This is a genomic window from Saliphagus sp. LR7, from assembly GCF_003344565.1.
Taxonomy (GTDB): Archaea; Halobacteriota; Halobacteria; order Halobacteriales; family Natrialbaceae; genus Saliphagus; species Saliphagus infecundisoli.
The window spans coordinates 1-10,241 of sequence record NZ_QPND01000045.1; the positions used below are offsets into that span (position 1 = coordinate 1).

Sequence of the window (10,241 nt, forward strand, 5' to 3'; positions counted from 1 at the left end):
CGGTGAGAACGTTGACGAGAAAGTTAAGAAGCTGGTCCTCGTGGATTTCACCGTCTGCTTGCTGCTTGGTCTTAGACACAACTTCGGCAAGCAGACGCCTCAACTAACTGGCTTTGTGAGGTACTGACACTGTTTCGGCGGCCTCAAATGGCGGCTCACCGACGACGGCGAGTTCTCCGTGTGGGGCTACGAAGCGTTTCGAGTCTATCCCCAGGCCGACGACGGCATGATGGATCTCGACGCCAGCGAGGTGACACGGGAGTTCCTCTGGAGGCTCGCCGAATACATCGAGGAGGGGGACGAACTCGACATCCAGAGTGCAGGCTTCACGAAGTGTCGGTATCCAGTACACGCCTGTCGATACGTCATCCGGAATGGCGCCGTCCTGCACGCAGATCTCGGCGGGCTCGAAGCACTCGAACGCGGGGCTGGCCCACAGCCGCCGTAGGCTGTAGCGGGTCTTTCCCTACATCACAGCCGCCGCTTGTTGTTCTCGTCGTATGCTCGGAGGGTCTGGGCCGCCAGTTCGACCGTTCGTTCGATGCGCTTTTGCTTGGTCTCGTCCGTCTTAGCCTCCTCGACGGCCGCGATGAAAGCGTACTGGTCCGTGTTCGAGAAGTTCTGGAAGTTCTCCCAGGCGGTCTCGTTCTCGCGCAGCGCCGCCTCGAGTTCGGCCTGGATTTCGTGGTCGTCGGAGAGCCGATAGGCGTTCGTCCACTCGCCCGACTCCTTCGCCGCTTCGACGAGTTCCATTCCGGTCGGGGTCATCTTCCCCGCCCCGATTATCGCGTCGACCCGCTCCTTGTTCGCCTTCGACCACTTGCTGTCGGGGCTCCTAGGCGTGAACCGACGGGTGTACGTCTCGTCGTCGATGCCCTTGACCAGGCCGTCGATCCACCCGAAGCAGAGCGCTTCCTCGACCGACTCGCCGTACCCAATACCGGATCGCTCGGCGTCGACCTTGTAGTAGCCGACCCACAGCTCCTCGGCCGTGTCGTGGTGCTCTTCCAGCCAGGTGCGGAACTCGTTGCGAGATTCGAAGAATATTGAGTTCATAGTTCAAGAACGACGTCCCGCGTCTATAATCCTACTCCGAACGTGGGCGCCAGTGGATATTCTCAGATGATTGGAGAGGGGATCATGTCTTTGGAAACGCTTTCGCTTGTACTGACCGCTCCGAACACGTCTCGGAACAGCGACCTCTCGTGGTGAATCCGCGTGTTACATCTTACATGACATTTCTGGCAAATTCTGAATGGATCTGCTTCAAAACCATGGACTGCTTCGATGATCCCTATCAGACCGCGATCGTGACCCGTTCAGACAGCGTCGGCACGCCGCTCTCTCGACCGAGCAGCGGACGCCAGTGGCGTTGGTCGTCCCTCAGAGAGGGGTGGAGGGTTTCAGAGATGGTTCACACAGACGAACTGGCAGAAGCACAGCTACCGACGACCACTGACACCGGAGGTGACCCCTGATGGTCGCCGGCTTGTTGGCCCACGTCGACAGTGCTGAAGCCTCTGGGGAGACGTTGACCGAGTCGCAGGTGTGGGAGCTCCGAAACGGCGTTCGCGCTGCCATCGAACACGGTGAGGAGAGCCTGTCGCGTCCGTCGGCAGCTCTCTCGGCTGACCGGTGGCACCACTGGGGCATCGGCGTCTCCATCTGGATCCACGAGAGTGGCGTAGTCGTCCTCCAGAAAGACGGGACCACGATCGTCACCGACATCACGATGCTCGAGCACGTCTCGATGGTGCTGGCCGGCGCTCACGCGAAAGTTGGACGGATCACCCGCATCGATCCCGACGGAAGTGAGGGGTGATCAGCATGGGAATCGTCGAAACCGAAGACCGCTACAGTGGCGCGTTCGATGTCGTGACGTGTCCGGTCTGTGGGTCCGACGACTGGACCCATCTGGTGTACCAGGGCGTGTTCTGCAGGCACTGCAACACGAAATGCACGCTTCGGGAACCAGCGGGCGATCAGGGGTTCATCGCGGAGTTCGACGGCACGTACACGTGGTCGGTCGACGACGGCGAGAAAATTCCCGATACCGAGGAGTATGGCCCGGTCGCTTCGGGAAAGTGGCTTGGGACCGAGAACACTGGTTACCACCAGCACTGGTTTTCGGCGCGCGCAGACTACGTTCACGACGATTGTGAGTGGGAACCAGCATGGAATCGAGAGCCAAAGAACGAGAACGAGCATAGTTACCCCACGAGCGAGAAGTGATCAACACTCGTGGGGTAACTCAACCAGACCAAGTTCTCAATCGGATCAGACCAGTGGCTGCTCGGTCGCACGAACGGCCAACTGGTGGTGGTGGTATTCGTCCCCTGGAGAGGGGCAGAGGGATGACGCGATCAACTCGTCCTGACGAGGACCCTCAGATGCAACACCAGAGTTCAACCTCTGCCCACGAATCGCCTCATCGCACCACGACGACGGTCCCTCGAGTGCAGTGCTTGGGGACGGCGTGGTCGCACGACCCGACGTTTCTCACGATTCGAACGGCCTCCCCACTCGTCCTTGAGTGTCCGATCTGCCAGCTCACCATCCGGGTCGAGCCCACTGAGGATGACGGTGATCACGATGGGTGAGAAGAAAACCGAAACGGAGATCCTCGACGATCTTCGCGACCGAGGGATCGCCGAAAGTGCCGAGGAAATCCCCTTCGAGAAGTGCAACTGTTACTTCTGCTCCCAAGAGACACTCAGGTTTGAGGAGACTCACTAGCGATACCGTTATCATTGTTCAGGACGTCCCAATCAATGATATGGCAGTCAACGATGAAACACGGAAATTCGTTCGCGTGACCCAGCGCGGTCAGGCAACACTGCCGAAAGAATGGCGTGAGCGGCTTGGAATCGACGCTCCAGACGAGGTCGTGATGATCTCGGTCGACGACAGTATTATCGTGAAACCGTTGCGCTCGCTCGAGGAAGTCGCCGGCCGGCACGGTGATGCGCTCGAAGAAGGTGAGGCACTCGCGAAGCTCCAAGAGTGGAATACAGAGGAAGAGGAACAGGAACGAGCGGATGAACGAAATCACGGGTTGGAGTCTGAGAACGGATCCAATCTGTGACGACCTACGTCTTCGATACAGAGCCGATCATCGCTTGGTTACACGAAGAGCCTGGGCATGAAAGGGTCGACGGACTTCTCGAAGAGGCGACCACTGGAGAGAGTGAGGGGATCATCGCCGACGCGAACGCTGCAGAGATTGTCTACCTGAATGCACGACTCTTGGCGGCATCGAGGGGAGACACAAAACCGATCACGAGGGACATCGCTGAGGGGCTCTACGACATTACAATGCTCGAGCGTGCTGGGATCCGGATCGAAGACGCTAGCTGGGAGCAAGCTGGTCGGATTAAAGCGCCTGGTGGCCTCTCACTGGGCGATGCGTTTGCTGTTGCTCAGGCATGTGACGACGATGCGACGCTCGTCGTCGGAGGCAACGATGACTTCGAGAACCTTCCTGTGTCCGTCGATATTCTCCAATTTCGCGACGAATCAGCATAGGATGGCTCACGAGTCATCACACTGTGCCCTTTCTGTAGTCACCCCACGGGGTAGAGGAGTCCCGGCAGCGTGAGGTAACGTGGGAACCAGCCGACCCTGACCATTCCGCAGATGGTGTTGTTCCCCCCTCACGAGGGGCGGAGGGAAAGACAAAGATGGTCAGTGACAGCATACGAGCGCGTTCTGCGTCGAACACCGCCCAGGAGCGGACCAATCGCTATCAACTGAGGCACACCCAGGACCCATGAGTGGACAAACCACCTTCAGCACGGCTGATCGAGACGAATCCGACAGCCGTACTGCTGACGAGGCGACGAGCGATCGCTCCGCTCATCGGAGCTCAATAGACGACGCCCAGATCGACATCCTCCACTCGGAAACGATCGACCAGTGGGTCACAGAACGTGAAGACGCCAATGAGCCCTACGGCTACTTCCACCTGTACGTGGCCGCCCAGAGCGACCTGAGCGGCGTGCAGCGAGCACTCTGCTGGGAGACACGGATCGAGCATGCCACCGACGACGCTGGGGAGCCCTCTCCTCGGTTTGGCACTGGTGGGATTCGCGCTGTGAACGCCCGTGAACGCCTCCTCGAGTGGAAGCTGGAGTTGGTGGCCGTCCCGTTCCACTCGGAACTGCGGACGATCCCAGCCGAGAACCTCCGCGTGTTCGTTGCCGATCCGGCTCGCGAGTATCTTGCCGAGAAAGGCGTCGAGATCGAGAGCACCGTCGAGCAGGTGAACACCATCGACGAGCACACCCCCACTGAGGAGCAACTGGCGCGTCGACGCGAGGACGCGAGGATGCAGCGCCTGACTGGCGTGTCCGGGCCACTGGACGGACGAATCCGGGCGATCGAGGACACGCTTCGGGCTCGCTTCAAGTTCACCAGCCGCTACGGCTCCGACGTCCCCGATCCCGATCCTGCATACGCCGAAAAACCACTCGACACGCTCGAGGAAATGCTCGAACGGGCACGCCGTGATCACGTAGAGGCAGAGAGCGGGTGCGATGAGCTTCGCGACGAAATCAGTTCAGCAGAAGCACAGTGGATCGAAGAAACCCGAGCAGCACTCCGCGAGTAAGCTCCAGCTCCTGGTGTTGATCGCTCTCCTGAGCGCTGAGAGAGTCGAGATGATCACTGCCAGCGAAGCTTCAAAGCCGATCGTCGCAGAGTTCACCCCCGAACCAACACTGACCCTCGACTTCGGGTCGGCTAGTTCCCGCATCGAAGTGTTGGACGATCCAGAGCAGATGACCACGAGCTGTGATTTCTACGGGAGGTTTGGAGTGGTCGAGACAGACCGCTGCGAAACCGCCGAGAATCTCGACCTACCGCTGATCTGTCCCGACTGTGAGTGATCGATCCGTGTGTTCACTCCCTTCGTCTACAGCACCGCTAACGGGCACTGAAAGACAGTAGCACAACCATGTCAGCACATCCACTTGATCGCCTCGACATGGCCGAACGGACGCTGCAACGGGCCCAGTACGAAGCCTTCGAGTTCGAACTCGTCGAACAGGGCGTTCTCGTTCGCAACGCGAGCCATGAAAACCCGAGCGATCACGAGTACCTCGTGAGAATCGACGACGGGCTTCCAGACAGTTGCACGTGTCCAGCAGACGAACACCACCAGGGGGCGTGCAAACATCGAGTCGCAGTCGCGATTCGAAAGCACGTCTTCGACTCGGCGTACAATCTCCAGCGCGTTCGAGACCTCTCCGCTCGTCCAGTCGCTACTCAGTGAGCAATACTCGGGGTTGTGTTACACCGAGGTGCACACCTAGCGCAATTACTCCCATAACCTAACAGAGAAAGGGTGTCATAGAACGGTTACCATGGTTTTCTACGCTCGGTTGAGAGATTTCCTACCTCTGGTTTTGAATATCGGTGAAGATACCTCCTTCTCAGGCGGCCGTTTTTCGGGCTGCTGCTGGGGTGTGTGAAGAGTTCTATGACACCCTGTAACATAGATGTTGATAGAGCTCTGCTGAATACACAGCGCGCGTCGGTCATCCGACGCTCTCAATTCCCTACGAAGATTCGAATATCGTCCGCAACTTCTCCCTCCTGTTCGTCAGGTACTCTCTCAAACCACCTAAGCAAAGGCTCGTCGTTCTGTTGATCCAATTCTTCGGTGTCTATGGTTTCGTCTACTGAGGCGCGAAAGACCACGTTATACATCGTAGTGCGCCGGTTATCGTCGTTCACGGGAAGGAAGTCGATACGACGCACAAGTTCAGGCTGTTCAAGAACGACTGAGGTGTCAAGGAGTGTTTGTGCTTCCTCTCGAGCGACGGTTGGCCAGTCCTGTCCGCGTTCGACTGGGAACGCGATGAGCGTCCAACCGTGGGAACCATCATCCATCAACAGTACGTCTCCATCTTCGTTGGTTATCCCGACCACGGCATGGCTATCTACACTCTCAGAAACTGACTCGAACTCCTCTGGAGGAAGCTGTTGGATTTCCTCATCAAATGGAACCCCTGCTTGGTCACGCAATGATTCGGGATTTGAGAAAGAATTCATACTGTTCCCTGTAGATGGACAGAACAAAAACCCCAGGTACAACCAACTATCTGTGCTGAATCCAATGTCCCTATTCAGCAGCCAGCTCTTAACAGTTATCGGTGAAATCGATTACTCCTCCGTTATCCGATTAGTCTGTATGTAACGATAGCGCCGCTCTGTCGATCGGCGAAACTCGACCAACGTTACATTCAGGTGCAAACAGATCAAATCATGCGCCTTCGTATGAGAACAGATCCTCAATAGCACAGTCAAAATGTATCGCGAGCTTAAACGCAAGCTCGAGTGATGGATCGTAGCGCTCCGTTTCAAGCGCATTAATCGTCTGCCGGGTTACTCCAACCTCTCGAGCCAGATCCTCTTGTGTCAGATCATGCTTTGCACGATACACTTTTAATTCGTTCTCCATAGTCACTCAATATACCGATAATATGTGTAATGTATGCCGTATATGGCCATTCCGCAAATCACGCTCAGTATCTGTGCCCCTTCATCTGGGAAGATATCAAACGAGGCATCGGCATAGACAATCCCAATCAACCACCAAAACGAAGTACTGCCTGATTTTCTATATAATTCGGCAGTGCGTTCGTCCTGTAGTGCTTGGTGATTACGGCCAGCAGAGATTCTTTTGTATCCGAAAAAGACGAGAATACTCGCTGGAACAAGCATCCCGAGATAGAACACTGGCGGAACGTCATAGTACAGAAGAACAGGGATACTTCCAAGCAGGATAACTGGTGCCCCGGCTACTAAGACGTATCCTGTTCGCTTTTGACGCTCAATATTCGAAAAGGTGTTACTCATCGCTCCATGTTATCGTGCTTCTCAACTGCTTCACCAACAAAATCTAAGTCCCCGCTCCTTTCCAATATGGGAAGCATCCTTTCCATAGTGGACGGTTCACCCGATATAATATAAACCTTTCCAGAATTGACAGGCTAAACGAGAAGTCAACGAAACAAGCGCTCTGTCATTTGCTTCCCCTACGTATACGAGTAAGATGTCCACCATCCAATAGGAGGTCAGGACAAAACTTATCTATTAGTTTGACATTTATACTATCATGACGCGCTTTGCTGGGACATCGCCAACGTTCTTGGTATCCCGTAGTGTTCTTGTGGTGTTCGGGGTCCAGATAGTGTTCCTGATTACGGCTTTGACTGCTCCTATCCACGGCGTGCAATTCCTGATGGGGCCCGTGTTCACGGAGGCTCAGTTTATCAATTTCTTCACCGATTACTTGTTTGCGCCTGGTTATAATGGGCTGTGGGACCCGCTGGCGACGCTTTTGGTGTTGCCCATTGTATACTACGTTACTGCTCTCGTGGTTGCTGGCCTTGGACGGACTGCCTATCGGCTTGGCGAAGGACGATCTGGATGAACTATCGGCTCTACCTCGCCCTGTGACCTGAACAGATACTTTCGGTGTAACGTAGCGTGAATATCGCGTTACGTCGATAGCCTGTTTGTAACGTCAGACCAGAGACTCTGGTCAGTGGCATCTACTCATCACGGTGCATGCAGGAAATTCACCGAACGACAGTAACTGGAACGGGAGACCGACGGAAAACCGTCTCAGAAACGTTCCCCATGAGGAATCGGTCGGCTAGCGAGCCTCCATGTGGGCCGATCACGACGGTATCGAAATCCTCAGCTGCATTCAATATCGCGCGGGTTGGATGGCCAACGTGCACGTCCGTCGCGATCTCTCGGTCGTACTCGTCGGCGATCGCTCGAGCGCCATCGAAAACGTCCGAGGCGTGGTCTTCGGCGGCTTGACCGATATCGTCTGCGAGTGCGAGACTGGCTGCCTCGCCCCACAGTGCCGACGGTTCGCCAACGACGTGAAAGACGGTAATCTCGGCATCCGGAAACGCCTCAAGCGCGTATCTGAGCGCGTGTTCGGCCATCTCGGAGTTGTCCATCGGAACGAGGACACGTGAAATCATACCCTCACTACGAGGCCCGCATGAATAAGCGTCCTGACGATGCTACCCGACGAACGGGAACGCCACGAAAAACGCGTACGAGAGGCCGAGTGAGACCGTCGGTCCGATGATCCACATCGAGACGTATTTGATTATTGCCCGGGGATTGAACAGATCACCTGCCTCTCGGACTTCTCGAGGTTCTTCCTCGCCGATTTGACGAACCGGCGTATTTGGGTCTGCGGTAAGCGCGCCGGGTTCGATCTCGGCTGTTGTGTCCCCCCGAACGACGTCACGAACGTCACGGACTCTAACCGGGCGGGTCGCACGCCCCCAGCCGAGCCCGACGATCGTCATCACCATCGCCATGACGAGGCTGATCGGGATGCCGATGGCCGAGAGGGCGGTCGTGATCGTCGCGGCCGTCAGCATCACGATGAGCGCGGCGAGCAATGGAATGTCGCTGAGTTCAGTTCCCACTGACTCCATCGTCCGGCGGGCGATCGTGAAGCCACCGACTCCGATCGCGACGGTCGCAATGGCGATCGCCGTGTTAATCTCCAACGCGCCGCTGCTAACGAGGGGTGCGACCGCGTTGGGAACGTTGCTCGCGCCGGCGCTGAACGCCATGTAACAGCCGATAATCAGAACGAGGACTGTAGTGAGGAGTTCCCTTCGGGTCGTGTTCGGACCAAGTGTGGGAGTCGGAACGGTTCCACGTCGGTCGAGCGCGAGCAGTGGTCCGTCCGAGGTGGTGATCTCGAATCGTCGGTTGAGCTCTGGGTAGAGGTAGCGCCCGATCACGCCCCCGACCCAGAAGCCGATGATCGGCGTGACGACCCACCAGGAAACGATCCACCCGATCGTCTCGAAGTTGAGCGTTCCGGTCGCGAGTCCGAGCCCGGCGATCGAACCAACGGTCGTCATCGAGGTTGGCACGGGGACGCCGAAGACGTTCGCGATGAGAATCCCCAGCCCGATGAAAAAGAGCACGGCGACGCCCGATTCAAGCGAAATCGGGATCGTAATGATGTCCCCAGCTAGCGTGTCCATGACGTTCCGGCCGACCGTCCAGCCGCCCAGAAACACGAAAAAGGTCATCAGCCCGGCAGCGAGCGTTTTCGAGATAATCCCTGCCCCGACCGCGGGTCCCCAGGCGATTCCAGTCGAGGAGCCGCCGATATTCAATCCAACAAAGATCGACGCAACGATACCGACAATCAAGATCGTCGTAAGAGACATCTAATAAGGTATGGGGTAAGTATTCATAAGTATCTACCGACCCACGAAAATAGCGCTCATAAGTTATAGACTATCCTGATCAGAATCGCAAAGCTTGTCAGGAATATAGGAAGCCCTGTCCTCACGAAACAAGCGAGGAGAGTAAGGAAGGTCGCCCGTGCTATCTCAGATCAAAAGAGATAGGATTAGGGGCGCCACGAGGTCCTCTAATGTTGAATCGGCTCCGGCATCCGCTGGTCGCGCTCGCCTGCGCCTTCGTCTTGACCCTCCCGTGGATCGTCACGTTCGCTTCCTACGGTGGTTACATGACGGTCCATCCAGGCGAGAACATCGCGCCGCTTACGGCGGTCGTCGTCGCCGGGCTGGCCGTGCTCGGGGCGGCCTTCCTCCTGGCGTGGGGGGCTGAAACCGCCGAGAAGGACGTCCCACGAGCATTTGCCATCGCGGTGCTCGCAGTGCTCGCGGTCGCGCCCGAATACGCCGTCGATGCGCTATACGCGTGGAACGCTGGGGCGTTGGAGGGGACTGCCGAGGGCATGGATAACGCCAATCTCGCGGTTGCCAACATGACCGGCGCGAACCGCATCCTGATCGGAATCGGATGGGCGGCAATTGCACTGTTCACGGTGTATCGAGCGCGAACCCACACCGACCCCGCCGTCGAACGCCGGTCGGGCGTTCTCGCGGACGTGGTCACCCTCGACCGTGACCTCGCCGTCGAGATCACGTTCCTGCTCGCCGCAACTCTGTTCGCCTTTCTGGTCCCGTTGAGTGGGGCTACCCTGAGCGGCGGCGGTCCCGTTGGTGGCATCGGTCTGCTTGACACGCTAGTTCTCGTCGGGCTGTATGTGATGTATCTCGCCATCATCATCCGTGGCGACGTTGACGAAGAGGAGGTGCACGTCGGCGTCCCTGCGTATCTTCAATCGTGGTCGAAGGGACCACGCATCGCCAGCGTCTTGTTCTTGTTCGCCTTTTCGGGCGTGCTGATCTTTATCGCGGTCGAGCCGTTCG

The 10,241-nt window shown here is 57.2% G+C and carries 16 protein-coding genes and 1 pseudogene; 11 read left to right on the top strand and 6 right to left on the bottom strand.

Going from position 1 to position 10,241, the window contains the following annotated elements; genetic code table 11:
- Positions 1 to 178 precede the first annotated feature (178 nt).
- A complete protein-coding gene (locus tag DVH23_RS22630) occupies positions 179 to 448 on the top strand; it encodes a hypothetical protein (protein ID WP_198668075.1) in 270 nt (89 codons plus the stop codon).
- A 23-nt stretch (positions 449 to 471) separates the two neighbouring features.
- Here the strand turns inward: DVH23_RS22630 and DVH23_RS22635 are convergent, their stop codons facing one another.
- Positions 472 to 1,056: a YdeI family protein gene (locus DVH23_RS22635; protein ID WP_198668076.1), complete on the bottom strand. Its 585-nt coding sequence runs from the start codon at positions 1,054 to 1,056 to the stop codon at positions 472 to 474.
- A gap of 421 nt (positions 1,057 to 1,477) precedes the next feature.
- On the opposite strand from DVH23_RS22635, the gene DVH23_RS22640 reads away from it, so the two are divergent.
- The 8 genes from DVH23_RS22640 to DVH23_RS22670 all read left to right on the top strand — a co-directional run bounded on the left by DVH23_RS22640 (position 1,478) and on the right by DVH23_RS22670 (position 5,272).
- Positions 1,478 to 1,822 (top strand): hypothetical protein, encoded by a 345-nt coding sequence (locus DVH23_RS22640; RefSeq protein ID WP_114579609.1) that lies wholly within the window; start codon positions 1,478 to 1,480, stop codon positions 1,820 to 1,822.
- A 5-nt stretch (positions 1,823 to 1,827) separates the two neighbouring features.
- Positions 1,828 to 2,232, top strand: coding sequence for a hypothetical protein (locus DVH23_RS22645; RefSeq protein ID WP_114579610.1), 405 nt, complete (start codon positions 1,828 to 1,830; stop codon positions 2,230 to 2,232).
- Between the two features lie 345 nt (positions 2,233 to 2,577).
- A complete protein-coding gene (locus tag DVH23_RS24010; RefSeq protein WP_157972588.1) occupies positions 2,578 to 2,736 on the top strand; it encodes a hypothetical protein in 159 nt (52 codons plus the stop codon).
- 40 nt (positions 2,737 to 2,776) lie between these two features.
- A complete protein-coding gene (locus tag DVH23_RS22650; RefSeq protein WP_114579611.1) occupies positions 2,777 to 3,085 on the top strand; it encodes an AbrB/MazE/SpoVT family DNA-binding domain-containing protein in 309 nt (102 codons plus the stop codon).
- A complete protein-coding gene (locus DVH23_RS22655; RefSeq protein WP_157972589.1) occupies positions 3,082 to 3,525 on the top strand; it encodes a PIN domain-containing protein in 444 nt (147 codons plus the stop codon). Before DVH23_RS22650 ends, DVH23_RS22655 begins: the two co-directional genes overlap by 4 nt.
- Before the next feature lie 244 nt (positions 3,526 to 3,769).
- Positions 3,770 to 4,609, top strand: a complete 840-nt coding sequence (locus DVH23_RS22660; RefSeq protein WP_114579613.1) for a hypothetical protein — start codon at positions 3,770 to 3,772, stop codon at positions 4,607 to 4,609.
- Between the two features lie 13 nt (positions 4,610 to 4,622).
- Positions 4,623 to 4,886, top strand: a complete 264-nt coding sequence (locus DVH23_RS22665) for a hypothetical protein (protein WP_114579614.1) — start codon at positions 4,623 to 4,625, stop codon at positions 4,884 to 4,886.
- A gap of 68 nt (positions 4,887 to 4,954) precedes the next feature.
- On the top strand, positions 4,955 to 5,272 hold the full coding sequence (locus DVH23_RS22670) for an SWIM zinc finger family protein (protein ID WP_114579615.1): 318 nt from the start codon (positions 4,955 to 4,957) through the stop codon (positions 5,270 to 5,272).
- Between the two features lie 278 nt (positions 5,273 to 5,550).
- Here DVH23_RS22670 and DVH23_RS22675 read toward each other — a convergent pair whose 3' ends face one another.
- From DVH23_RS22675 to DVH23_RS24455, 3 genes are all read right to left on the bottom strand, one after another.
- Complete coding sequence (locus DVH23_RS22675) at positions 5,551 to 6,054, bottom strand: hypothetical protein (RefSeq protein ID WP_114579616.1); 504 nt, start codon at positions 6,052 to 6,054, stop codon at positions 5,551 to 5,553.
- Between the two features lie 211 nt (positions 6,055 to 6,265).
- Positions 6,266 to 6,463 (bottom strand): helix-turn-helix transcriptional regulator, encoded by a 198-nt coding sequence (locus tag DVH23_RS22680; RefSeq protein ID WP_114579617.1) that lies wholly within the window; start codon positions 6,461 to 6,463, stop codon positions 6,266 to 6,268.
- Positions 6,464 to 6,465: 2 nt separating this feature from the next.
- Positions 6,466 to 6,861 (bottom strand): hypothetical protein, encoded by a 396-nt coding sequence (locus tag DVH23_RS24455; protein WP_198668077.1) that lies wholly within the window; start codon positions 6,859 to 6,861, stop codon positions 6,466 to 6,468.
- A 259-nt stretch (positions 6,862 to 7,120) separates the two neighbouring features.
- Here DVH23_RS24455 and DVH23_RS22685 point away from each other — a divergent pair, with 259 nt between their 5' ends.
- Complete coding sequence (locus DVH23_RS22685; RefSeq protein ID WP_157972590.1) at positions 7,121 to 7,438, top strand: hypothetical protein; 318 nt, start codon at positions 7,121 to 7,123, stop codon at positions 7,436 to 7,438.
- A gap of 148 nt (positions 7,439 to 7,586) precedes the next feature.
- Here DVH23_RS22685 and DVH23_RS22690 read toward each other — a convergent pair whose 3' ends face one another.
- The gene (locus DVH23_RS22690) at positions 7,587 to 8,006 is read right to left on the bottom strand and encodes a universal stress protein (RefSeq protein ID WP_114579619.1); all 420 of its coding nucleotides are present in this window, start codon (positions 8,004 to 8,006) and stop codon (positions 7,587 to 7,589) included.
- Between the two features lie 42 nt (positions 8,007 to 8,048).
- Positions 8,049 to 9,227, bottom strand: a complete 1,179-nt coding sequence (locus DVH23_RS22695; RefSeq protein WP_114579620.1) for an inorganic phosphate transporter — start codon at positions 9,225 to 9,227, stop codon at positions 8,049 to 8,051.
- 209 nt (positions 9,228 to 9,436) lie between these two features.
- On the opposite strand from DVH23_RS22695, the pseudogene DVH23_RS22700 reads away from it, so the two are divergent.
- Positions 9,437 to 10,241: pseudogene (locus tag DVH23_RS22700) on the top strand (sodium:calcium antiporter); the annotation flags it as partial.

Bases quoted from the DNA above. Each gene is read 5' to 3' on its own strand.
- DVH23_RS22635 (WP_198668076.1), bottom strand. From the start codon at position 1,056: ATGAACTCAATATTCTTCGAATCTCGCAACGAGTTCCGCACCTGGCTG.
- DVH23_RS22640 (WP_114579609.1), top strand. From the start codon at position 1,478: ATGGTCGCCGGCTTGTTGGCCCACGTCGACAGTGCTGAAGCCTCTGGG.
- DVH23_RS22645 (WP_114579610.1), top strand. From the start codon at position 1,828: ATGGGAATCGTCGAAACCGAAGACCGCTACAGTGGCGCGTTCGATGTC.
- DVH23_RS24010 (WP_157972588.1), top strand. From the start codon at position 2,578: ATGACGGTGATCACGATGGGTGAGAAGAAAACCGAAACGGAGATCCTC.
- DVH23_RS22650 (WP_114579611.1), top strand. From the start codon at position 2,777: ATGGCAGTCAACGATGAAACACGGAAATTCGTTCGCGTGACCCAGCGC.
- DVH23_RS22660 (WP_114579613.1), top strand. From the start codon at position 3,770: ATGAGTGGACAAACCACCTTCAGCACGGCTGATCGAGACGAATCCGAC.
- DVH23_RS22670 (WP_114579615.1), top strand. From the start codon at position 4,955: ATGTCAGCACATCCACTTGATCGCCTCGACATGGCCGAACGGACGCTG.
- DVH23_RS22675 (WP_114579616.1), bottom strand. From the start codon at position 6,054: ATGAATTCTTTCTCAAATCCCGAATCATTGCGTGACCAAGCAGGGGTT.
- DVH23_RS22680 (WP_114579617.1), bottom strand. From the start codon at position 6,463: ATGGAGAACGAATTAAAAGTGTATCGTGCAAAGCATGATCTGACACAA.
- DVH23_RS24455 (WP_198668077.1), bottom strand. From the start codon at position 6,861: ATGAGTAACACCTTTTCGAATATTGAGCGTCAAAAGCGAACAGGATAC.
- DVH23_RS22685 (WP_157972590.1), top strand. From the start codon at position 7,121: ATGACGCGCTTTGCTGGGACATCGCCAACGTTCTTGGTATCCCGTAGT.
- DVH23_RS22690 (WP_114579619.1), bottom strand. From the start codon at position 8,006: ATGATTTCACGTGTCCTCGTTCCGATGGACAACTCCGAGATGGCCGAA.
- DVH23_RS22695 (WP_114579620.1), bottom strand. From the start codon at position 9,227: ATGTCTCTTACGACGATCTTGATTGTCGGTATCGTTGCGTCGATCTTT.